The sequence below is a fragment of the Rathayibacter sp. AY1C4 genome (assembly GCF_002932195.1).
GTDB lineage: Bacteria > Actinomycetota > Actinomycetes > Actinomycetales > Microbacteriaceae > Rathayibacter.
Genome location: NZ_PSWE01000011.1, coordinates 76,124 through 97,726 on the forward strand (window position 1 = coordinate 76,124; position 21,603 = coordinate 97,726).

Below are 21,603 nucleotides of genomic sequence, written 5' to 3' on the forward strand. Positions count from 1 at the left end.
GGCATGACCTCCTACATCACCGGCCGCATCGAGCGGATGCCGGCCAGCATCACCACGCTCGACGAGGCGGCGGAGGCCGTGCTCGAGCTGTCCCGGAGCGGCCGCGACGAGCTGGTCGTCACGCCGAACACCGACCACTTCGTGCGCTGGAAGCACTCCGGCGAGTTCCGGCGGTACTACGGCCGGGCGTCCCTCGTGGTGCTCGACGGGGCGCCTCTGGTCTGGCTGGCCCGCTCGTACGGCCACCGCACGGCGAGCCGCGTGACGGGCATCGACCTCTTCACCGAGGTCTGCCGCCGCGCGGCGCTCGAGGGTGCGCCGGTCGCTCTCATCGGCGGACGCCCCGGAGTCGGCGATCGCGCAGCCGCCGAGCTGCAGCAGCGCTTCGCCGGGCTCCAGGTTCCGGTCGTCCTCTCGCCGGAGCCGGCCGAGCTCGCGGACGACGCCTACCTCGCCCGCCTCTCCTCGACTCTGCGCACGGCAGACGTCCGCATCGTCGCGCTCTGCCTCGGCTCCCCCAAGCAGGAGGAGGTTCGCGAGCGCCTGCTCGCCGTCGGCGGCACGGGAGCGGTCTGCCTCGGCGTCGGCGCCGCCGTGGACTTCCTCGCCGGCGAGATCCCGCGGGCGCCGCTCGTGGTGCAGCGCCTCGGCCTCGAGTGGGCGCACCGGCTCAGCCGGGAGCCCGGCAGGCTCTGGCGGCGCTATCTGGGCGACGCCGTGCGGGTGCTGCCGAGCGTGGTCGCGGCCCTCCGCTACCGGGTGCGCCGTGCCGTCCGCTGAGCACGCGGGCGGCGTCGCCGCCGGCGAGAGGCCGCTGGTCCTGGTCTGGAAGCGCGCGTGGCTGCAGGACTCCGAGACGTTCGTCCGCAATCAGATGCACGGACTCGAGCGCTGGCGCGCCCTCGGAGTGGGCCTCGAGCGCACCGGCTCGGGCGTCCTCCACGACCGCACGGACATCGTCCTGCACGATCCGATCACCCCTCGCGGGCGGCGGTCCCTCCTCCTGCGGTGGCTCGGAGTGTCACGACGGCTCGACGCGATCGTCGATGAGCGCCGGCCCGCCCTCATCCATGCGCACTTCCTCATCGACGCCGTCTTCATCGCGCGGTACGCACGGAGGAGGCGCCTCCCGCTCGTCGTGACGGGGCACGGCTACGACGTGACCAGCTGGCCGCTCGCGACCGGAGCTCCGCGCCTGCTCCGCCCCCTCGCCCGAGCTCACCGCGCCCTCGAGGCCCGCGCCGTCTTCCGCACCGCGCTCGCGGTGATCGGGGTCTCCCGCTTCATCACCGACGGGCTCCTGCGCCTGGGGGCGGACCCGCGGCGCACCGGAGTGGGCTACATCGGCGTCCCGACCTCCCGCCCCGAGGCCGCACCGGCTGCGGAGCGCGCGGGAATCGTCTTCGTCGGACGCCTCACCGACAAGAAGGGCGTTCCGGATCTGCTCGAGGCGGTCGCCGCCCTCCCCGGACCGATCCGCGACGTCCCCCTGACCGTCGTCGGCGACGGCCACCTGCGGGAGGCGCTCGTCGAGCAGGCGGCGCGGCTGGGCCTGCAGGTGACCTTCACCGGCTCCCTGCCCCCCGCCGAGGTCGCCCGCATCCTCGCCGGCGCCGCGGTCTTCTGCGCACCGTCGCGGACCGCGGCGACAGGCGACTCCGAGGGCTTCGGCATGGTCTTCCTCGAGGCCGCGCTCGCAGGCGTCCCTGTCGTCTCGTACCGCCACGGCGGCGTCCCGGAGGCGGTCCAGGACGGCGTCACCGGGCTGCTCGTCCCGGAGGGGGACGTGCCCGGCCTGACCGGGGCGCTCGCCGCCCTGCTCCGGGACCCGGACCGCGCGGAGCGGATGGGCGCGGAGGGGCGGGAGCGCGTGCTCGCCTCGTTCGACCTCGCCGAGCGGACCCGCGACCTCGAGGACCTCTACGACCGGGCGGCCGGCCGATCGATGCCGACGACGACGGACGGAGATCGCGGATGAGCCGCGCCGAGCACCGCGCCGACGATCCGCGACCGGACCTCCGTCCGGCCTCCGCCGGGCGGGAGAGGTGAGCCTGCGCCGGAGCACCGTCGACGCGACCGCCTGGACGGCGGTCTCGTTCGCCGTCGCGCTCGTCGTGCAGCTCGGGCAGTTCGCGCTCCTGGCGAGACTGCTGGACCCCTCCGAGATGGGGATCATCGCGATCGTCGCCCTGCTCAACGCGTTCGTCGACATCTTCCTCGGAATGGGGGTCGCCCAGGCGATCATCCAGCGCCGGCGGGCGACCAGCTTCGAGCTCTCGTCGGTCTTCTGGCTCAACCTCTCCGTCGGGCTCCTGGTCACCGTCGCCGTCCTCCTGGGCGCCGCACCGATCGCCTCCCTGCTCGGGTCCGCCGCCGCGGCGCCGGTCCTCACCGTCGCCTCGCTCGTGTTCGTGGGCAGCGCAGCCGGGCAGGTGCCGAGAGCGGTGCTCGAGAAGGGGATCCGGTTCCGAGCGGTCGCCGTGTCCGAGACGATCGCTCTCGTCGGCGGCTTCGCCGTGACGGTCTGCCTCGCGGTCTCTGGAGCAGGGGCGCTCTCCTACGCGTGGGGGCTCGTCGCGACCGCGGCTCTGCGCTCCGTGCTCGCCCTCGTGCAGGCCCGCCGCTGGTTCCGGCTGCGGTTCCGGTTCCGGATCCGCGAGACCGCCCGCTTCCTCTCCTTCGGCGTCTTCCAGACCCTCGACGGCATCGTCAACTACCTGGGCTCGAACGCCGGCTCGCTCGCGATCGGCCGCCTGCTCGGACCGGCCCAGCTGGGCGGGTACACCCTGGGATACAACCTCGCCGTGAACCTCCCCGCGAGGGTCAACCCGATCGTGACGCGGGTGATGTTCCCGGTGTTCTCCTCGATCCAGCACGACCGTGAGCGCGTCGCGCGGAACCACCTCCGCGTCACCGCGGTGCTCAGCATGGCGAGCATCCCGCCGCTGATGCTGGTGGCGCTGCGCTCCGAGGAGATCGTGCGACTGTTCTACGGACCCGGCTGGGGCTGGATCGCGGGCATGACGAGCGCACTGACGGTGGTGGGCGCGGTGCGGGCGATCGGCAATCCGGTCGGCTTCATCCTGATGGCGATGGACCGGGTGCGGTTCGGGCTGATCGTGAACATCGTGAAGACCGCGATCACGATCCCGATGATCGTCGGCGGGGGAGTGCTGTTCGGACTCGACGGCTTGATCGGCGGGCTGCTGCTCTCGAGCGCTCTCGGCTTCGCCGTCACCTGCGCCGTGCTGCGGGTGGTGCTCGGAGTGCGCCTCGGCGCGTTCCTGCGCGCGTGCGCCGCGGGGCCGCTGCTCGCCGCACCGATGGCGATCGTGCTGCTCCTGCTCCGCCTGCTCCCCGAGGGCGCGCCCCTGCGGCTGCTCCCGGTGGAGCTGGCGCTCGCGGGCCTCGTGCTGGGAGCGACCGCCCTCCTGGCGCCGGGGCGCGACATCGCCGAGGCGCGATCGCTCGTCCTGTCGCGACTGCCCGCCCGGCTCCGGCTCGGCTCCGCCGCCCCGGTCGAGGTCGCCGTGGTGCTGGCCGCCGAGGAGCGCTTCGACGGCAGCGGGGGAGCCGTGGCGACCTGGGTCCGCGAGACGGTGTCCCGGTCCTCGCTCCGGATCGCCGTGCACGCGCCGTGGTCGTCGGCGTCACCGGGCGTGGACGTCAGGCCCCATCGTCTGTACCGGCGGATCTACGCGGTTCAGCGGCGCGCGGCACTCCTCCTGGCGCATCGGCGCGACAGCGACCCGGGCGCCGAGCTGCGCCGGCTGTCCTTCGGCGGGCGCTTCTGGCTGCTGGTGCTCGCTCCGTCGCTGCGCCGTGTCCCGACGGTCTGGATCCACAACCGCCCCCGCTACGCCGTGCGCCTGCGCCGCCTGGGCTACCGGGGGCGGATCGTCGCACACCTGCACAACGACCTGCTCGATCACCTGCCACCCGATCCCGCCGCCGCCCGGCGCTACCTCGACGCGGTCGACGAGTGGATCTTCTGCAGCGAGTTCCTGCGCGCCCGGGCGGTCGACCGGTACGGCCTGATCGCCACAGCCGTCCTGTACAACGGGGTCGTCCCTCCGCCCGAGGTCCCGCCGGCGCCGCTCGGCGGTACTGCGGAGGCGGTCTTCGCCGGGAGGCTGGTGGCCGAGAAGGGAGCCCGCGAGGCCGTCGAGATCGTGAGGCGGATGCGGACCGAGCACGGCGCCGATCTGCGGCTGGTCATCGCCGGCGCATCGGGCCTCGGGGACGACGCGACGCCCACCCCGTACGTCCGAGCGCTCGACGAGGCTGTCGCCGCCCTGCCCGGCGTCGTGCGCCGGCTCCCGTTCCTCCGGCACGAGGACCTGCTGGAGCTGTTCGGCTCCTCGGCGCTCCTGCTCTACCCCTGCCGCTGGGACGAGCCGTTCGGGATGGTGGTGGTGGAGGCGCTCTCGCGGGGGATCCCCGTCGTGACGGTCGAGCGCGGAGGCCTCCCCGAGATCCTGCGCACCTCCGACGGAGTGGTCGACGGATCCGTCCTCGTCCCGCCGGGCACGGAGGAGGAGGTCGCGGACGCCGTCCTCGCGGAGCTCCCCGCCCTCATCGCCTCGCTGCGCGATCCCCGGCGACGCGCGGAGGTCGCTGCGGCGTCGCGGCGCCGAGCGGCGGACTTCGGCTGGCCGGGCATCGCCCGCCGCGCGGACGAGCTGCTGGCAGACCCCCGTGGCTGAGGCGCGGGGCCGCCGCGCGCACGCGGATCGACGTTCCGCGCCAAGCCCGTCGAGGCTCGTGCCGCGCGATTAGTGTCGGCGCGACATGCCACCTGCATCCCCTCTCCCGCCCGCGTCCGCCGACGCCACCGCCTCTCCCGTGCTGCTCGATCCGCCTCCCGCCCCGGACCGGCACCCGCGGACGACCCTCCCGCCGCGAGAGGTCGGCCCGTCGTCCCGGAATCGGCGCGCCGCTCCTCCGCTCCGCCAGACGGAGGCCGCCACCAGCACCTCCGCGGAACGGCTCTGACATGGGCCGCCACGCCGACGACGCCCTCCTCCGCCGCCCGACCGCCTCTCGTCCCTCCGTCATCGCCGCGACCCGCGTCACCGACGCTCCGGAGACCCGCGGGCGGCCGTCGCGCGCGCCGGCGGATCCCGCTCAGCGGCGGCACGAGCGGATCGTCCTCGTCTTCCTCGCGGTGCTCCTGGCGCTGAGCGTCGTGCAGCTCTACACCCTGGGCCCCGTCACCGCTCCGGTCGCCTGGAGCCTGCTCTTCCTCCCGTACTCCGTGGCGCGGCTGCGCGGCGGGCGGATCGACCGGTTCGTGGTCGTGGTCCTCCTCGTGATCGCCGGCACCCTCTTCGCGCTCACCTACTCCGGAGCACGCGCGGCCGCGCTGCGCGACGTGGTCTCCGTCGTCTCCTTCCTCACTCCGTACCTGGCCGTCCGCGGGCTCGGCGACGGCGCCTGGCGTGTCGTCGGCCGCGCCCTCAACTGGGCGGCGCCCGTGTTCCTCCTCCAGGTGACGCTCACGATCCTCTTCCAGCTCGATCCCGTGCAGGAGACCGCCTACCTCCGGTGGCCGGAAGCGGTGCTGTTCTCCGACATCTACGTGCGGGACATCTTCACGACGTCCTTCAACAACGTCCTGCAGGAGAAGTCGGGAGGGTTCTTCCTCAACGGCAACATCGCCTCGATGTACATGGCCACGACCGGCGCGCTGGCCTTCGCCGTCTGGAGACGGCAGCGGGGGAGTCTCCTCCTGCTCGTCGCCGTCGCCGGGCTGGTCGGCGCCCTCTTCACGCTGTCCAAGACCGCGATCGTCCTCGCGATCGTCCTGCCCCTGCTGGTCGCCGCGATCCGCGGACTCAAGGGACGCAGCCTCGGTCCGGTCGCCTGGATGATCACCATCCCCTCCGGGATCACGGCCGTGTACGCCGTCGCCGTGTCCTTCCCGCAGCTGGCGGAGGCGGGCGTGCTCACGCTCGGGGCCCGCGGCGACTTCCTGCGCCTGGCTGCGAGCGCGTTCCCCGACAACTGGCTGCTGGGGCTGGGGTACGGCGGATGGCAGGAGCTGTGGCTGGCGCGCGGGTCGCAGTTCACCCAGCACAGCGAGCCGCGCCCGCCCCACAACCTCCTCGTCACCGCGTGGACCAACGGCGGGCTCCTGATCGCGCTCCCCGTCCTCGCGTTCCTCCTCCTCGCCACCGTCGCCGTCGTGCGCCTGCTCCTCCGGGTCGCCCGGAACGAGGCCGTCGCCGTCGGGGCGCTCGCCGTCGCCGTCCTCTGGACGTTCCTGCACGGAATGGCCGACAACACCACCTGGTTCGGCGATCAGCACTCGCTCGCGACGCTCGCCGTCTCCGTGGCGCTCGTGGGCGTCCTGTCGGCGGAGGCGCCCGCGCCGGGCCGAGTGCCTCACGGAAGCGCTCCGGCGGCCTCGGCCGGCACGGGTCGGGCGCCGCTGCGACGGCCGCCGAGCCCCGGCCTCGGGCGGCGCTGACGCGACCGCCGCGCCGCAGCCGGTCCGGACACGGACCGCGCCGGTATCATCGACCCGTTATGGCACGCATCTACGACTGCTCCGTCGACACGGACCTCCTGACCGGCACCCGTCTCGCGCGGACGGCCATCGGCCGCGGCGAGCTCGTGGTGATCCCCACCGACACCGTCTACGGCGTCGCGGCCAACGCGTTCGACGCCGCCGCGGTCCAGCGCCTGCTCGACGCGAAGGGACGGACGAGGCAGTCGCCGCCGCCCGTCCTGATCGGGGACGTGGCCGCCCTCGACGCCCTCGCCGAGAACGTGCCGGAGGCGGTGCGCGACCTCGCGCGCGAGTTCTGGCCCGGCGGGCTCACCATCGTCCTGCACGCCCAGCCCTCCCTGGTCTGGGACCTGGGCGAGACGCGCGGGACCGTGGCGCTGCGCATGCCGGACAACCCGGTGACGATCGAGCTCCTCGCCGAGACCGGTCCGCTGGCGGTCTCCTCCGCCAACCGCACGGGGCAGCCCTCGGCCACGACCGCACAGGAGGCGTTCGACCAGCTCGGCGACTCCGTCGACGTCTATCTCGACGCCGGCGCCGCAGGATCGCGCTACAGCGACCGCCCCGCGGGCGCCAGCGAGTCCTCGACGATCGTCGACGCGACAGCGCTGAGCTTCGAGGGCGGCACCCTGCGCATCCTGCGCCAGGGCGTCGTGTCGGCCGAGCGGATCCGCGAGGTCGTCGGAGACCTGCTGCCGGATCCGGACGCGCCCCGCGCCGAGACGTCGGAGCCCGACGCCTCCACGGCCGGCGCGGCGCAGGCCGGGTACCAGCAGGAGCCCGCCGAGACCGCGACCGGCAGCGACCCGTACGCCTTCGAGCGGACCCCGACCGCGCGCCCCGACTGGGCCTCCGGCGCCCGCCTGCAGGACGACTCCGCGCCCGGCGACTCCGCGCCCGTCGATTCCGCCGATGCGCCGGACACGGGCTCGTCGAGCACGAACGCGCCGACGCCCAACACCGGCACCGGCGCCGCCCGCACCGACTCCGCTCCGGGTGAGTAACCGGTGATCACCTTCGCCCTCGTCTCGCTCGCGGTCGCGCTCGTGACCGGAGCGCTGTCGTGGGTCATCTGGAAGCTGAGCCTGAAGTACCGGCTCTACCCGAAGATCCGCGTCAGGGACATGCACACGCGGCCGACCCCCCGCCTGGGCGGCATCGCGATGTTCCTCGGGATCCTCGTCGGCTTCGGCATCGCCTCCCAGCTGCCCTACTTCCGGCTGGTGTTCGCCAATCCCGAGCCGATCCTCGCGATCCTCGGCGCGAGCCTGCTCATCGTCCTCATCGGCGTCGCCGACGACATCTGGGACCTGGACTGGACCACGAAGCTGGCCGGTCAGCTGATCGCCGCCGGCCTGATCGCCTGGAAGGGCGTGCAGATCGTCTCCCTGCCGATCGGCGGCCTGACCGTCGGCTCGCCGTGGATGTCGCTGATCATCACCGTGCTCGCGATCGTCCTGGTCACCAACGCTCTCAACTTCATCGACGGCCTCGACGGCCTCGTGGCGGGCGTCGCCCTGATCGCCAACGGGGTCTTCTTCCTCTACAGCTACCTGCTGGTGCAGCAGACCTCGCCCACCGACTACTTCAACCTGGCCTCGCTCATCGCGGTCCTGCTCGTCGGCGCCTGCGCCGGATTCCTCCCCATCAACTGGCGTCCGGCGCGGATGTTCATGGGCGACAGCGGCGCACTGCTGATCGGGATGCTGATGGCCACCTCCGCGATCGCGGTCACCGGCCAGATCGACCCGGCCCAGCTCGCGGCGAAGGAGCTCCTGCCCGCGTTCATCCCGATCATCCTGCCGTTCGCGATCCTCGTGGTGCCGCTGATGGACTTCGGCCTCGCTGTGATCAGGCGCCTGCGCGCGGGAAAGTCGCCGTTCAGCGCCGACCGGAAGCACCTGCACCACCGCCTGCTCGACATGGGGCACTCCCACCTGCACGCCGTGCTGATCTTCTACGCGTGGACCGCCGTCGTCGCCGTCAGCTGCCTGCTGATGTTCGTGGTCGACGTGCTGTGGGTCCCGCTCGTCTTCCTCGGAGTCGGTCTGCTGGTCTGCACCGTCGTCACGCTCGCCCCGCTCAGCCGCCGCAAGCGGCTCGAGGCGGCGGCGCAGTCCGCGGAGGCCTCACCCGTCCTCGACCCCCTCGACCGCGCGTCCTCGACGGAGCTGCTCCGTCCGCCGGCCGGACTCCCGATCGACCGGGACACGACAGCGCCGACCACGGCGCGGAAGGAAGCATCATGACCGGAGCCTCCCCGGCCACCCCCCGTCCGCAGCCCGCGTCCGTCCCCGTCCTGCGCCGCGCGCTGGTCGTGGGCGGCCTCTTCGTGCTCGCCCTGGCCGTTCTCGGCACCGTCGTCGGCGGGATCGCCGCCGGGGGAGAGGGCGCGATCGGAGCCCTCCTCGGCGCGATCGTCGGCGGCGTGATGGTGCTCCTCACCGCCGCGAGCATCCTCGTCGCCAACCGCCTCGACATCGGCGGGTTCTTCGCCGTCGTCCTCGGCACGTGGCTCGCCAAGTTCGTGCTGTTCGTGATCGCCGCCCTGGTCCTGCGCGATCAGCCGTGGCTGAACAGCACCGCGATGTTCGTCACGATCATCGTCGCCGTCCTGGGGTCCCTGGTGATCGACGTCCTCGTCGTCTCGCGCTCGCGCATGCCGAACGTCAGCGACATCGCTCGATGAGGACGAGCCGAACGGTTCCTGAGAGGACCACGATTCGGCTCTCAGGCCGTTCTGTTGCTACAGTAGGGACGAATCCCGCAGGCGAACGTGTCCTCAGATCGTCTCATCGTTGATGGCGGTCGTCGAGCACGATCGCCGTCCGAGCGGAAAACCCCACCTTTCGTCGTCGCGAGAGCGTTGCGTCCGAATGATTCGATTCGGTCGGCTGCAACGTGCCACGCCCCGAATTCCAGGAGCTAGCGCTGTTTGCTAACGCTGTGACCCTGTTGGTCTCGTCCTCGACCGGTGAGAGTGACTTCCACACCCCGTCGATCTCCGAGTTCTTCCCGCCCGGTTTCCTCTTCGAGGGAACCCCTTTCGAGATCAACCGCGTCATGCTGGTCCGCTTCATCGCGGTCATCGCACTGATGCTGTTCTTCTGGCTCGGGACGCGCAAGCTGCGCCTCGTCCCCGGCCGCTTCCAGAACGTCGTCGAGCTCGCGTTCGACTTCGTCCGCGTCACCATCGCCAAGGACATCCTCGGCGAGAAGGACGCGCGCCGGTTCCTCCCGATCCTCGTGACGATCTTCTTCGCGATCATCTCGATGAACCTGACCGGCATCGTCCCGTTCCTGAACATCGCGGGGACCTCCGTGGTGGGCATGCCGCTCTTCCTCGGCCTGGTCGCCTACGTGACGTTCATCTACGCGGGCATCAAGGACCGGGGGATGGGCTTCTTCAAGAACGCCCTGTTCCCGCCCGGAGCGCCGTTCCTGATCTACTTCATCCTCACGCCGATCGAGCTGCTGCAGACGTTCATCATCCGTCCGCTCTCGCTCGCACTGCGGCTCGTGATGAACATGATCGTCGGCCACCTCCTGCTGGTGCTGTGCTTCTCGGCCACGCAGTTCTTCCTCTTCAGCTCCCAGATCGACCCGGGCTTCAAGCTCTTCGGCGTCGTGACCTTCGCCTTCGGCGGTGCGTTCACGCTCTTCGAGCTCCTCGTCGCCGTGCTGCAGGCCTACATCTTCACCCTCCTCGCTGCGGTCTACATCCAGTTGGCCGTCGCCGAGGAGCACTGACCCCACTACTCACGGGCTCCCGCCCGTTCTCACGATCACCCCACTGAAAGGACCCACTCGTGGACTCAGTCACCGTTCTCGCCGAACTCACCGGCAACATCGCGACGGTCGGTTACGGCCTCGCAGCGATCGGCCCCGGCATCGGTGTCGGCATCGTCGCGGGCAAGACCGTCGAGGCCATGGCGCGCCAGCCCGAGATGGCCGGCCGCCTCCAGACCACGATGTTCCTCGGCATCGCGTTCACCGAGGTGCTCGCGCTCATCGGCCTCGCCACCTACTTCATCTTCGCGGCGTAGTCGTGTTCAGCACCGCTGTGAACATCGCTGCGGAAGAAGGTGACGTCCCCGCGGTCATTCTGATCCCGGAGTTCTACGACTTCTTCTGGTCGGGGGTGATCTTCCTCATCCTGCTGTTCTTCTTCTGGAGGCTGGTCCTGCCGCGCCTGCAGAAGATGCTCGACGCGCGCTCCGCCGCGATCGAGGGGAACATCGCGAAGGCCGACGAGGCCCAGCGACAGGCCGAGGCCGCCCTCGAGAAGTACACCGCCCAGCTGGCCGAGGCCCGCGCCGAGGCCGGAGTGATCCGTGAGAAGGCGAACGCCGACGGCAACGCGATCGTGGCGGCGAAGAAGGAGCAGGCGCAGGTCGAGGCCGAGCGCATCCTCCACAACGCGCACGCCCAGATCGAGGCGGACCGTCAGGCCGCCGTGGTCTCGCTCCGCTCCGAAGTCGGAACCCTCGCCATCGACCTCGCCTCCGGCGTGATCGGCGAGAGCCTCAACGACGACGCGAAGGCGTCCGCGATCGTGGACCGCTTCCTCGCCGACCTCGAGGCCTCGGAGAAGGCGAACAACTGATGGGCAGCGCGTCCAGGCAGGCACTCGCATCGGCGAAGGCGGAGCTCTCCGCCCTCGCCGGTCAGGCGTCCCTCGACACGGCCCAGCAGCTCTTCGAGGCCGCACGGGTCATCGACGGCCAGGCGCAGCTGCGCGCGGCCCTCGCCGACCCGAGCGCCGACTCGAGCAGCAAGCAGGCTCTCGTCGCCCGCGTGTTCGGTCCCTTTGGCGAGCCGGCCAAGCGCCTGCTCACCGTGATCGTCGGCCACCGCTGGTCGAGCCCGAGCGACATGGTCGCCGGGGTCGAGGAGGTCGGGGTCCGCGCGATCGCGTCCTCCGCTCCGGAGGGCGTCAACCTCGAGAAGGAGCTCCACTCCTTCGGCGAGGTCGTCGCCTCCGACGCCCAGCTCGAGCTCGCGCTCGGCAGCAAGCTCGCCGCCGCCGACTCGAAGGTCGCGCTCGTGCAGCGCCTCCTCGAGGGCAAGGCCGCGGCCGAGACGCTGGCGATCCTCCGGCAGCTGATCGCGCACCCGCGCGGTCGCCGCATCCCGGAGCTCGTCCGCTTCGCAGCAAGCGTGGTCGCCGACCAGGGCGGGTTCATCCTCGCCACGGTCTCGGTCGCCGCACCGATCGCCCCCGAGCAGCTCGACCGGCTCCGCTCGGCGCTCACGCGCCAGTACAGCCGACCGGTCTCCGTCAACGTCGTGGTCGATCCCTCCCTCCTGGGCGGGATGCGCCTGCACGTCGGCGACGAGGTCATCGACGGAACCGTCTCCGCACGGCTGTCCGACCTGAAGCTCCAGCTCGCGTCCTGACGGGCGCACGTATCCTCAGAGGGCACTGCCCTCGACCCCCGCACCATCCAGGTCAGGCCCCGACGACCTCTTCGGCTCGCACGGACCCAACGAATAGGAATTCCCATGGCAGATATCACCATCAGCCCGGATGAGATCCGCGACGCGCTGAAGGACTTCGTCTCGTCGTACGAGCCGGGCAAGGCCTCCACCACCGAGGTCGGCTACGTCATCGACGCCGCCGACGGCATCGCCCACGTCGAGGGCCTCCCCGGCGTCATGGCCAACGAGCTCATCCGCTTCTCCAACGGCGTCCTGGGCCTGGCCCAGAACCTCGACGAGAACGAGATCGGCGTCGTCGTCCTCGGCGAGTTCTCCGGCATCGAGGAGGGCATGGAGGTCACCCGCACCGGCGAGGTCCTCTCGGTCCCCGTCGGCGACGGCTACCTCGGGCGCGTCGTCGACCCGCTCGGCAACCCGATCGACGGACTCGGCGAGATCGCCTCCGAGGGCCGCCGCGCCCTCGAGCTCCAGGCTCCCGGCGTCATGTCGCGCAAGTCGGTCCACGAGCCGCTGCAGACCGGCATCAAGGCCATCGACGCGATGATCCCGGTCGGCCGCGGCCAGCGCCAGCTCATCATCGGGGACCGCCAGACCGGCAAGACGGCCATCGCGATCGACACGATCATCAACCAGAAGGCCAACTGGGAGTCGGGCGACACGAACAAGCAGGTCCGCTGCATCTACGTCGCGATCGGCCAGAAGGGCTCGACCATCGCCTCGGTGAAGGGCGCGCTCGAGGACGCCGGAGCGATGGAGTACACGACCATCGTCGCGTCCCCGGCCTCCGACCCCGCCGGCTTCAAGTACCTCGCCCCCTACACCGGCTCGGCCATCGGCCAGCACTGGATGTACGGCGGCAAGCACGTCCTGATCATCTTCGACGACCTGTCGAAGCAGGCCGAGGCCTACCGCGCCGTGTCGCTCCTCCTGCGCCGCCCGCCGGGACGCGAGGCGTACCCGGGTGACGTCTTCTACCTGCACTCCCGTCTGCTGGAGCGCTGCGCGAAGCTGTCCGACGAGCTCGGCGCCGGCTCGATGACCGGTCTCCCGATCATCGAGACCAAGGCCAACGACGTCTCGGCCTACATCCCGACCAACGTGATCTCGATCACCGACGGCCAGATCTTCCTCCAGTCCGACCTCTTCAACGCCAACCAGCGTCCCGCGGTCGACGTGGGCATCTCGGTCTCGCGGGTCGGCGGCGACGCGCAGGTCAAGTCGATCAAGAAGGTCTCCGGCACGCTGAAGCTCGAGCTGGCGCAGTACCGCTCGCTCGAGGCCTTCGCGATGTTCGCCTCCGACCTCGACGCCGCCTCGCGCCGTCAGCTCGCCCGCGGCGCCCGCCTGACCGAGCTGCTCAAGCAGCCGCAGTACTCGCCGTACCCCGTCGAGGAGCAGGTCGTCTCGATCTGGGCCGGAACGAACGGCAAGCTCGACGAGGTCCCGGTCCCCGACGTGCTGCGCTTCGAGCGCGAGCTCCTGGACTACCTGGGCCGCAACACCCAGGTGCTGAACACCCTCCGCGACACCAACGTGCTCTCCGACGACACCGTCGCCGAGCTCAACCGTGCCGTCGACGGCTTCAAGCTGGAGTTCCAGACCGGTGAGGGCAAGCCGCTCGCCTCGGTCGGGCGCGAGGAGCACCAGGCCATCGCGGCCGACGAGGTCGGCCAGGAGAAGATCGTCAAGGGCCGTCGCTGACCAGCGGCACCCCGTCGATTCGCCACTTTTAGGACAACAGGAGACACATGGGAGCGCAACTCCGGGTCTACCGGTCGAAGATCCGCTCGGCCCAGACGACCAAGAAGATCACTCGGGCCATGGAGCTGATCTCGGCCTCGCGCATCCAGAAGGCGCAGAACCGCGTCGCTGCCGCGGCGCCGTACTCGAACGCGATCACGCGCGCCGTGTCCGCTGTCGCGACCTACTCGAACGTGGAGCACCCGCTCACGACCGAGCGCGAGAAGCTGGACACGGCCGCGATCGTGATCTTCACCTCCGACCGCGGCCTCGCCGGCGCGTTCTCCTCGAGCGTGCTCAAGGAGGCCGAGGAGCTGGCCGCGCTGCTGCGCAGCGAGGGCAAGGAGGTCGTCTTCTACCTGGTCGGCCGCAAGGCGAACGCGTACTTCTCGTTCCGGAAGCGGGCCAGCGTCCGCGTCTGGACGGGCGGCACCGACCAGCCCGTGTTCGAGACGGCGAAGGAGATCGCGGACGCGGTCGTCGAGTCGTACAACCTCGATGACGAGGAGGGCGGCGTGGACGAGATCCACCTCGTCTACAACCGCTTCGTCAGCATGGTCACCCAGCAGCCGACCGTCGTCCGGCTGCTGCCGCTCGAGGTCGTCGAGGGCGCCGAGGAGCAGAACAGCGAGCTGTACCCGCTCTACGAGTTCGAGCCCGACCCCGAGACGGTCCTCGACCGCCTCCTGCCCGTGTACGTCGAGAGCCGCATCTTCAACGCGATGCTGCAGTCGGCGGCCTCGGAGCACGCGGCACGCCAGAAGGCCATGAAGTCGGCGAGCGACAACGCGGACACGCTGATCAAGACCTACACGCGTCTCGCCAACAACGCCCGCCAGACCGAGATCACGCAGCAGATCGCCGAGATCGTCGGCGGCGCCGACGCCCTGTCCTCCTCCAAGTAAGAGGGCTCCGCTCCACACAGTTTCGACTCCGCCCTCCGGGAGCGGTGAGACCACAGAAGGAAGTAGCAATGACACTGACCGCACCTGAGGCGGCGACCGGGACGTCGGGCGGGGCCATCGGCCGCATCGCCCGCGTCACCGGCCCCGTCGTTGACATCGAGTTCCCCCACGACGCGATCCCCGAGGTCTACAACGCGCTCTACACGCACGTCGAGGTCGAGGGCGTCTCGAGCAAGCTGACCTTCGAGGTCGCGCAGCACCTGGGCGACGACCTCGTCCGGGCCATCTCCCTGAACCCCACCGACGGACTCGTCCGCGGCCAGGAGGTCCACGACACCGGCCTGCCGATCTCGGTCCCGGTCGGCGACGTGACCAAGGGCAAGGTCTTCAACGTGATCGGCGAGGTGCTCAACGCCGACGCCGACGGGAAGATCAACGGCGAGTCGTTCGAGATCACCGAGCGCTGGCCGATCCACCGCAAGCCCCCGCAGTTCGACCAGCTCGAGTCCAAGACCGAGCTGTTCGAGACCGGCATCAAGGTCATCGACCTGCTCACTCCGTACGTGCAGGGCGGCAAGATCGGCCTGTTCGGCGGCGCGGGCGTCGGCAAGACCGTCCTCATCCAGGAGATGATCCAGCGCGTCGCGCAGGACCACGGTGGAGTGTCGGTGTTCGCCGGCGTCGGCGAGCGCACCCGGGAGGGCAACGACCTCATCGCCGAGATGGAGGAGGCGGGCGTCTTCGACAAGACCGCGCTCGTCTTCGGCCAGATGGACGAGCCGCCGGGAACGCGTCTGCGCGTCGCCCTGTCGGCACTGACCATGGCGGAGTACTTCCGCGATGTGCAGAAGCAGGACGTGCTGCTCTTCATCGACAACATCTTCCGCTTCACGCAGGCCGGCTCGGAGGTGTCGACCCTCCTGGGCCGCATGCCCTCCGCGGTGGGCTACCAGCCGAACCTCGCCGACGAGATGGGTGTGCTCCAGGAGCGCATCACCTCGACGCGCGGACACTCGATCACCTCGCTGCAGGCGATCTACGTCCCCGCCGACGACTACACGGACCCGGCGCCGGCGACCACCTTCGCCCACCTCGACGCGACCACCGAGCTCTCCCGCGAGATCGCGTCGAAGGGCCTCTACCCGGCAGTCGACCCGCTCACGTCCACCTCGCGCATCCTCGACCCCCGCTACCTGGGCGCCGACCACTACCGCGTGGCGACGAACGTGAAGCAGATCCTGCAGAAGAACAAGGAGCTGCAGGAGATCATCGCGATCCTCGGTGTCGACGAGCTGTCGGAGGAGGACAAGATCACGGTGTCGCGTGCGCGCCGGATCCAGCAGTTCCTCTCGCAGAACACCTACATGGCGAAGAAGTTCACGGGTGTCGAGGGCTCGACCGTCCCGCTGAAGGACACGATCGAGTCGTTCGACGCGATCACCAAGGGCGAGTTCGACCACGTGGCCGAGCAGGCGTTCTTCAACGTCGGCTCGATCTCGGACGTCGAGGAGAAGTGGACCCAGATCCAGAAGGAGAACGGCTGATCATGGCCGGGACCCTGAAGGTCAGCGTCGTGTCCGCGAACGCCGAGGTGTGGTCCGGAGAGGCGAAGCAGCTCACGGCTCGCACCGTCGAGGGCGAGATCGGCATTCTCGCCGGCCACGAGCCGATGCTCGCGATCCTCGCCACCGGCGAGGTGCGCGTCACGGCCCTGGACGGCACGCGTCTCACCGCGCAGGCCGACGACGGCTTCCTGTCCGTCGAGAACGACGTGGTGACCGTGGTCGCCCGTCAGGCATCGCTGGTCTAGTACACCGCCGCTCACCGCGGCACGGAGGGGCCGGACGATCATCGCGATCGTCCGGCCCCTTCGTCGTGCCGCCCGTCCCTCTTCTCCGAAGGAGTCCTGTGCACGTCCTGCTGCCACCGTCCGAGACGAAGCGCGACGGCGGCGACGAGCCGTTCGTGCTCGAGTCGCTCGCCTTCCCCGAGCTCCACGCGAAGCGGCGCGAGCTGGCGGAGGCGCTGATCGCGCTGGCCGGGGACCGCGAGCTCTCGGCCGGGGCGCTGAAGCTCGGTCCGCGTCAGCTCGGCGAGATCGATCGCAACGCGGGGCTCGCGACCGCGGCAGGTCTCCCCGCGGTCGACCGCTTCGACGGGGTGCTGTTCGATGCGCTCGACGCGCGCAGCCTCGATTCCGGTGCACGGGAGGTGCTCGGTCGGACGGCGATCGTGCAGTCCGCGCTCTGGGGGCCGATCCGCGCCCTCGACCTGATCCCTGCATACCGTCTGTCCCACGACTCCCGTGTGCCGGGCAGACCGCTCAAGCGGTGGTGGGCGGCGGAGGCCGGGCGGGTGCTGAGCGCGCTCGACGGGCTCGTCCTCGATCTGCGGAGCGAGGCGTACGCGGCGCTCGGACCGGTCCCTGCGGGCGAGGGGCGGTTCTTCGTCCGCGTCCGCTCGCGCGGGGCCGACGGCGTCCTCCGGTCGCTGAACCACTTCAACAAGCAGGGCAAGGGACGCTTCGTCAGGGCGCTGGCGGAGGACCGGGTGGCGACGGAGTCGCTCGGCGAGCTCTCGGCGTGGGCGGCCGGGCGCGGGTTCCTGCTCGCCGAGAACCGGCACACGGGAGAGCTCGACCTCGTCGTGCCGGAGTCGTAGGCGTCAGCGTCGGCGCCAGCAGCCGGTGAGGTGGTCGTCGACGACTCCGGCCGACTGCATCAGCGCGTACGCGGTGGTCGGTCCGACGAAGCGGAGCCCAGCGGCCTTCAGCGCTCGCGCGAGCGCCGTCGACCCGGGCGTCGTCGCAGGGACGTCGGCGGCTCGGACCACCCGGTCCTCGACGTCCGGATCGTGGAAGGACCACACGAGCTCGTCGAGCGCGCCCTCGCCTCTCTGCTCCAGGAGCGCGAGCACGGCCCGGGCGTTGTCCCGGGTGGCGATGATCTTCGCGCGGTTCCGGATGATGCCGCTGTCCTCCATCAGCCGCTCGACATCGGTGTCGTCGTACCGGGCGACGCGGGCCGGATCGAAGCCGTCGAAGGCCTCGCGGAACCTCGGCCGCTTGCGGAGGATCGTGATCCAGGAGAGGCCGGACTGGAACGCCTCGAGGGAGATCTTCTCGAACAGCAGGCGATCTCCGTGCAGCGGGGTGCCCCATTCCTCGTCGTGGTAGCGGCGGTACTCCGGATCCGCGCCGCTCCAGGCGCAGCGGACCAGGCCGTCCTCTCCCTCGACGAGTCCGTCGGCCGTGCTCATCGGTGGGGGATCCCCTCGTGATCGAGAAGCCAGGCTTTCGTGGCGACGCCCTCGCCCGCGCTGAAGCCGGTGATCCGTCCGTCGCTCGCGAGGACGCGGTGGCAGCCCACGATGATCGGCACCGGGTTCGCACCTACCGCTCCGCCGATCGGCCGGCCCGCCCGGGGGCGACCGGCGGCCGTGCCCAGTGCGCCGTAGGAGGTGATCTCCCCGAAGCCCAGAGCCTGGAGCCGCTGCCAGATCTCGAGCTGGAAGGGCGTGCCGCGCAGAGCGACCGGCAGATCGAAAGAGCGGCGGGTCCCGTCGAAGTACTCGTCCAGCTGCTCGACGGCCCGCAGGAGCACCGGGAGGTCCGACTCCGGGAGGTGCTCGTGCGGGAGCAGACCGGCCTGCTCGATGGCGAGCGAGACGATCGCATCGCCGTCGCTGCCCACCTCGATGCGGCCGAGGGGGCTCGTCGTCCGTCGGACGTGAAGGGGAGTCGTTCTCATGCGTCGAGAGTATCCGCGGGACTCCCCACCGACCGGCGGGAATCGGACACCGGTGCAGAACTCGGCCGATCGGTCCCTGTGGAGGGATTCCTGGCCGGAGGGCGCCATCCGAGCGCCGGCGATTCGGTGTCGATGGGACCTCTCCCTCCACAGGCGGCGATCTCGAGATCCTTCCGATGATCCCGAGGGCCGTCGCTCCCGGCGGGTGCGAGGGTCGGCAGGATCGCAGCATGACCTCCTCAGCGATCTTCCTCCACCCCGCTCCCGCTTCGCGTGTCCCGGCCTCACCCGACGACGCCGCCCTGTTCCACGCCGCTCACGGGTCCCGGCGGGGTGCGGCCGAGGCGAGCCTCGTGCTCGTCCCGTTCCGGGCCGGCGCGCCGAGCGGCTCGCTCCGCTTCGAGCTGTCGGGGGCGGATCCGTCCCTGATCGCGCGGGCCAGCCTCGGTGCGCTCGGCCGGTTCGGGCGGGTGCAGCGAGCACTCGCGCTGGTGCATCCCGGCGAGGCGGGTCCGGAGTCGTGCGAGGGACTCGTCGCCGCCCTCGAGGAGCGTGCGCGCCGGCTCCCCGGCCTCGCCCTCCGCGTCGCCGTGCTCCCGTCGTCCGGCCGCGACGACGGGCTCGAGGCCGGCGACCGGGACGACCCGCGAGCGGTGGCCGCCGCGGTCGACCGTCTCCTCGACCGCCACCCGCGGGCCGAACTGCCCGACGTGCTGTTGCACGGCGTCGACGACCTCGTCCGGCGAGCTCTCACCGGTCCCGATCCCGAGGTCCGGCCTGCGGGCCTGGCTGCGCTCGTCGTGGCCGTGCAGCGCAGCCGCGGTGCGGACCGCGTGCTGCGGTCGGCGCGGAGCGGTGACCCCGGCGCGGCGGGAGCGCTCGCCCCGCTGCTCCGCCGTGCCGCCGTCGTCGCACCCGCGAGCGAGCGAGCCGGAGTGCTCGTCCTCCTCGCGCGGATCCTGGCCGGTGAGGGCCGTGCCGACGAGGCCGGACGGCTCGCCGACGAGGCCGTCGCTCTCGATCCGCACCACGCAGGTGCGCGCCGGGTCGCGGCCGCACTCGCCGCCGATCGGCGGGAGCGCGCCGCGTGAGGTCGCTAGAGCCGCGACCAGGCCTCGGTGAGAACGCTCCGGAGGATCTGCTCGATCTCGTCGAACTCGCGCGGGCCGATGGTGAGCGGCGGTGCGAGCTGCACGACGGGATCGCCTCGGTCGTCCGCCCGGCAGTACAGCCCCGCGTCGAAGAGCCCCTTCGAGAGGAATCCGCGCAGCAGCCGCTCCGACTCGTCCTCGTCGAACGTCTCCTTCGTCGCCTTGTCCTTCACCAGCTCGATGCCGAAGAAGTAGCCGTCGCCCCGGACGTCGCCGACGATCGGCAGGTCGAGCAGCTTCTCGAGCGTGGACCGGAAGACGGGCGAGTTCTCTCGCACGCGCTCGTTCAGGCCCTCCTCCTCGAAAATGTCGAGGTTCTCGAGCGCGACCGCGGCCGAGACGGGGTGGCCGCCGAAGGTGTAGCCGTGCGGGAAGACGACCTGACCGTGGCGGAAGGGCTCGTAGATCCGATCGCTGACGATCGTCGCGCCGATGGGGGAGTAGCCGCTGGTCATCCCCTTCGCGCAGGTGATCATGTCCGGCACGTAGCCGTACTCGTCGCAGGCGAACATGTGCCCGATACGGCCGAACGCGCAGATCACCTCATCGGACACCAGCAGCACGTCGTGCTTGTCGCAGATCTCGCGGACCCTCTGGAAGTACCCGGGAGGGGGCGGGAAGCAGCCGCCCGAGTTCTGCACGGGTTCCAGGAACACGGCGGCCACCGTGTCCGGCCCCTCGAACTCGATCATCTCCTCGATGCGGTTCGCCGCCCACAGGCCGAACGCCTCGAGGTCGTCGCCGTGCTCGGGAGCCCGGTAGAAGTTGGTGTTGGGGACACGGAAGCCGCCCGGCACCAGCGGTTCGAACATCGACTTCATCCCGGGGATGCCCGTGATCGCGAGCGCTCCCTGGGGAGTGCCGTGATACGCGACCGAGCGCGAGACGACCTTGTGCTTGCCCGGCTTGCCCTGCAGCTTCCAGTAGTGCTTGGCGAGCTTGAACGCCGTCTCCACCGCCTCGCCGCCGCCGGTCGAGAAGAAGACCCGGTTCAGGTCGCCCGGCGCGTGGTCGGCGAGCCGGTCGGCCAGCTCGATCGCCGAGGGGGTCGCGTAGGACCAGAGCGGGAAGAAGGAGAGCTCGGACGCCTGCTTCGCCGCGGCCTCCGCCAGTCGGCGCCGCCCGTGTCCCGCATTGACGACGAAGAGGCCGGACAGGCCGTCGAAGTACTTGCGCCCGGTGCTGTCCCAGATGTGGTGTCCCTCGCCGCGCGTGATGATCGGCACGCCCGCGCCGGAGTCCATCGTCGACTGACGGGTGAAGTGCATCCAGAGGTGGTCCTTCGCCTTCTTCTGCAGGGAGGCGTCGTCGATCCCCCCAGGCGCGTCGGTCCCGCGGACGGGATCGCCCGACTCGAGGCCGGAGGTCGAGAAGGCTGTCTCGGTGGTCATCTTTTACCGCGTTCCCCAGTTGTAGAACTGCTTGTGGAGCTTCAGATAGACGAAGGTCTCGGTCGAGAGCACGCCGGGAAGCGACCGGATCTCCTGGTTGAGCAGGGCGATCAGATCGTCGTCGTTCTCGCACACGACCTCGGCGAGGATGTCGAAGGAGCCGGCCGTCAGCACGACGTAGTCGACGGCGGGGATGGAGGCGAGCCGGTCCGCGACGTCGCGGGTGTCGCCGGTGACGCGCACACCGATCATCGCCTGGCGGTAGAAGCCGAGCTGCATCGGATCCGTCACCGCGACGATCTGCATGACGCCCGACTCGGTGAGCTTCTGCACCCGCTGCCGGACGGCCGCCTCGCTCAGGCCCACGGCCTTGCCGATCTCGGCGTACGAGCGCCGACCGTCGGCCTGCAGCTGCTCGATGATCGCCTTCGACACCTCGTCGAGCTGGACAGGACGCTGAGAGGGCGGGCGAGACGGGGCCATGCGGCGATTCTGGCAGTCCTCGAGTGCCCGGGCAAGTGGATCCGCACGTCGGAGCTCGCTCCGGCATCGGATCCGGTGGTCTGAGCGTGGTCCCGTCTGCGCGACGGACATCGGGCGACAGCGATGGCGGCCGGCTCGGCGGAGGGCCGTCAGCGACTACCATCGGGAGGCGGCCGGGCACCCCTGGAGCCGGCGGTCACGGGCCGTCGGACCGGACGGCTGCGGGCC

Annotated in this window: 21 protein-coding genes; 17 read left to right on the forward strand and 4 right to left on the reverse strand. The window is 70.8% G+C overall.

What is annotated here, in order from left to right:
• Window positions 1–3 precede the first annotated feature (3 nt).
• From C5C99_RS07610 to C5C99_RS07685, 16 genes are all read left to right on the forward strand, one after another.
• Window positions 4–780: a WecB/TagA/CpsF family glycosyltransferase gene (locus C5C99_RS07610; protein ID WP_104260107.1), complete on the forward strand. Its 777-nt coding sequence runs from the start codon at window positions 4–6 to the stop codon at window positions 778–780.
• Complete coding sequence (locus tag C5C99_RS07615) at window positions 767–1,978, forward strand: glycosyltransferase (RefSeq protein WP_104339867.1); 1,212 nt, start codon at window positions 767–769, stop codon at window positions 1,976–1,978. The genes C5C99_RS07610 and C5C99_RS07615 overlap by 14 nt, the downstream gene beginning before the upstream one ends.
• 67 nt (window positions 1,979–2,045) lie before the next feature.
• On the forward strand, window positions 2,046–4,706 hold the full coding sequence (locus C5C99_RS07620) for an MOP flippase family protein (RefSeq protein WP_104339868.1): 2,661 nt from the start codon (window positions 2,046–2,048) through the stop codon (window positions 4,704–4,706).
• 290 nt (window positions 4,707–4,996) lie between these two features.
• The gene (locus C5C99_RS07625) at window positions 4,997–6,472 is read left to right on the forward strand and encodes an O-antigen ligase (protein WP_104223018.1); all 1,476 of its coding nucleotides are present in this window, start codon (window positions 4,997–4,999) and stop codon (window positions 6,470–6,472) included.
• Between the two features lie 59 nt (window positions 6,473–6,531).
• Entirely contained in the window at window positions 6,532–7,518 is a 987-nt protein-coding gene (locus tag C5C99_RS07630) for an L-threonylcarbamoyladenylate synthase (protein ID WP_104260103.1), read from the forward strand.
• A 3-nt stretch (window positions 7,519–7,521) separates the two neighbouring features.
• Window positions 7,522–8,763 (forward strand): MraY family glycosyltransferase, encoded by a 1,242-nt coding sequence (locus C5C99_RS07635; protein ID WP_181065442.1) that lies wholly within the window; start codon window positions 7,522–7,524, stop codon window positions 8,761–8,763.
• A complete protein-coding gene (locus C5C99_RS07640; RefSeq protein ID WP_104223021.1) occupies window positions 8,760–9,203 on the forward strand; it encodes a hypothetical protein in 444 nt (147 codons plus the stop codon). Before C5C99_RS07635 ends, C5C99_RS07640 begins: the two co-directional genes overlap by 4 nt.
• 257 nt (window positions 9,204–9,460) lie before the next feature.
• The gene (gene atpB / locus C5C99_RS07645) at window positions 9,461–10,264 is read left to right on the forward strand and encodes a F0F1 ATP synthase subunit A (protein ID WP_068254016.1); all 804 of its coding nucleotides are present in this window, start codon (window positions 9,461–9,463) and stop codon (window positions 10,262–10,264) included.
• A gap of 59 nt (window positions 10,265–10,323) precedes the next feature.
• Window positions 10,324–10,560: an ATP synthase F0 subunit C gene (locus C5C99_RS07650; RefSeq protein WP_055794702.1), complete on the forward strand. Its 237-nt coding sequence runs from the start codon at window positions 10,324–10,326 to the stop codon at window positions 10,558–10,560.
• A gap of 2 nt (window positions 10,561–10,562) precedes the next feature.
• Window positions 10,563–11,120 carry a F0F1 ATP synthase subunit B gene (locus tag C5C99_RS07655; protein ID WP_244229449.1) on the forward strand — a complete coding sequence of 186 codons (558 nt, stop codon included), beginning with the start codon at window positions 10,563–10,565 and terminating at the stop codon, window positions 11,118–11,120.
• A complete protein-coding gene (locus C5C99_RS07660; protein ID WP_104225578.1) occupies window positions 11,120–11,914 on the forward strand; it encodes a F0F1 ATP synthase subunit delta in 795 nt (264 codons plus the stop codon). The genes C5C99_RS07655 and C5C99_RS07660 overlap by 1 nt, the downstream gene beginning before the upstream one ends.
• Window positions 11,915–12,019: 105 nt before the next feature.
• Window positions 12,020–13,657, forward strand: a complete 1,638-nt coding sequence (gene atpA, locus C5C99_RS07665; protein ID WP_104223023.1) for a F0F1 ATP synthase subunit alpha — start codon at window positions 12,020–12,022, stop codon at window positions 13,655–13,657.
• Window positions 13,658–13,704: 47 nt separating this feature from the next.
• On the forward strand, window positions 13,705–14,601 hold the full coding sequence (locus tag C5C99_RS07670) for a F0F1 ATP synthase subunit gamma (protein ID WP_104223024.1): 897 nt from the start codon (window positions 13,705–13,707) through the stop codon (window positions 14,599–14,601).
• Window positions 14,602–14,669: 68 nt separating this feature from the next.
• A complete protein-coding gene (atpD, locus tag C5C99_RS07675; RefSeq protein ID WP_104223025.1) occupies window positions 14,670–16,145 on the forward strand; it encodes a F0F1 ATP synthase subunit beta in 1,476 nt (491 codons plus the stop codon).
• Window positions 16,146–16,147: 2 nt separating this feature from the next.
• Window positions 16,148–16,411 (forward strand): F0F1 ATP synthase subunit epsilon, encoded by a 264-nt coding sequence (locus C5C99_RS07680; protein WP_104223026.1) that lies wholly within the window; start codon window positions 16,148–16,150, stop codon window positions 16,409–16,411.
• Between the two features lie 98 nt (window positions 16,412–16,509).
• Entirely contained in the window at window positions 16,510–17,262 is a 753-nt protein-coding gene (locus C5C99_RS07685; RefSeq protein ID WP_104339869.1) for a YaaA family protein, read from the forward strand.
• 3 nt (window positions 17,263–17,265) lie between these two features.
• Here the strand turns inward: C5C99_RS07685 and C5C99_RS07690 are convergent, their stop codons facing one another.
• Both C5C99_RS07690 and C5C99_RS07695 read right to left on the reverse strand, forming a co-directional pair.
• The gene (locus C5C99_RS07690; RefSeq protein ID WP_104232699.1) at window positions 17,266–17,859 is read right to left on the reverse strand and encodes a DNA-3-methyladenine glycosylase I; all 594 of its coding nucleotides are present in this window, start codon (window positions 17,857–17,859) and stop codon (window positions 17,266–17,268) included.
• Window positions 17,856–18,350, reverse strand: coding sequence for a methylated-DNA--[protein]-cysteine S-methyltransferase (locus C5C99_RS07695; protein WP_104223029.1), 495 nt, complete (start codon window positions 18,348–18,350; stop codon window positions 17,856–17,858). The genes C5C99_RS07690 and C5C99_RS07695 overlap by 4 nt, the downstream gene beginning before the upstream one ends.
• Window positions 18,351–18,580: 230 nt before the next feature.
• Between C5C99_RS07695 and C5C99_RS07700 the strand changes: the two genes are divergently transcribed.
• Window positions 18,581–19,441: a hypothetical protein gene (locus C5C99_RS07700; RefSeq protein ID WP_104333012.1), complete on the forward strand. Its 861-nt coding sequence runs from the start codon at window positions 18,581–18,583 to the stop codon at window positions 19,439–19,441.
• 5 nt (window positions 19,442–19,446) lie between these two features.
• Here C5C99_RS07700 and C5C99_RS07705 read toward each other — a convergent pair whose 3' ends face one another.
• Together C5C99_RS07705 and C5C99_RS07710 are read right to left on the reverse strand one after the other, a co-directional pair.
• A complete protein-coding gene (locus C5C99_RS07705; protein WP_104223031.1) occupies window positions 19,447–20,892 on the reverse strand; it encodes an aspartate aminotransferase family protein in 1,446 nt (481 codons plus the stop codon).
• Window positions 20,893–20,895: 3 nt separating this feature from the next.
• The gene (locus C5C99_RS07710) at window positions 20,896–21,375 is read right to left on the reverse strand and encodes an Lrp/AsnC family transcriptional regulator (protein WP_104223032.1); all 480 of its coding nucleotides are present in this window, start codon (window positions 21,373–21,375) and stop codon (window positions 20,896–20,898) included.
• Between the last annotated feature and the right edge of the window lie 228 nt (window positions 21,376–21,603).

Excerpts from the sequence above, each read along its gene's own strand:
- C5C99_RS07610 (WP_104260107.1), top strand. The coding sequence starts at position 4 with ATGACCTCCTACATCACCGGCCGCATCGAGCGGATGCCGGCCAGCATC.
- C5C99_RS07625 (WP_104223018.1), top strand. The coding sequence starts at position 4,997 with ATGGGCCGCCACGCCGACGACGCCCTCCTCCGCCGCCCGACCGCCTCT.
- C5C99_RS07630 (WP_104260103.1), top strand. The coding sequence starts at position 6,532 with ATGGCACGCATCTACGACTGCTCCGTCGACACGGACCTCCTGACCGGC.
- C5C99_RS07640 (WP_104223021.1), top strand. The coding sequence starts at position 8,760 with ATGACCGGAGCCTCCCCGGCCACCCCCCGTCCGCAGCCCGCGTCCGTC.
- C5C99_RS07660 (WP_104225578.1), top strand. The coding sequence starts at position 11,120 with ATGGGCAGCGCGTCCAGGCAGGCACTCGCATCGGCGAAGGCGGAGCTC.
- atpA (WP_104223023.1), top strand. The coding sequence starts at position 12,020 with ATGGCAGATATCACCATCAGCCCGGATGAGATCCGCGACGCGCTGAAG.
- C5C99_RS07670 (WP_104223024.1), top strand. The coding sequence starts at position 13,705 with ATGGGAGCGCAACTCCGGGTCTACCGGTCGAAGATCCGCTCGGCCCAG.
- atpD (WP_104223025.1), top strand. The coding sequence starts at position 14,670 with ATGACACTGACCGCACCTGAGGCGGCGACCGGGACGTCGGGCGGGGCC.
- C5C99_RS07680 (WP_104223026.1), top strand. The coding sequence starts at position 16,148 with ATGGCCGGGACCCTGAAGGTCAGCGTCGTGTCCGCGAACGCCGAGGTG.
- C5C99_RS07690 (WP_104232699.1), bottom strand. The coding sequence starts at position 17,859 with ATGAGCACGGCCGACGGACTCGTCGAGGGAGAGGACGGCCTGGTCCGC.
- C5C99_RS07695 (WP_104223029.1), bottom strand. The coding sequence starts at position 18,350 with ATGAGAACGACTCCCCTTCACGTCCGACGGACGACGAGCCCCCTCGGC.
- C5C99_RS07700 (WP_104333012.1), top strand. The coding sequence starts at position 18,581 with ATGACCTCCTCAGCGATCTTCCTCCACCCCGCTCCCGCTTCGCGTGTC.
- C5C99_RS07705 (WP_104223031.1), bottom strand. The coding sequence starts at position 20,892 with ATGACCACCGAGACAGCCTTCTCGACCTCCGGCCTCGAGTCGGGCGAT.
- C5C99_RS07710 (WP_104223032.1), bottom strand. The coding sequence starts at position 21,375 with ATGGCCCCGTCTCGCCCGCCCTCTCAGCGTCCTGTCCAGCTCGACGAG.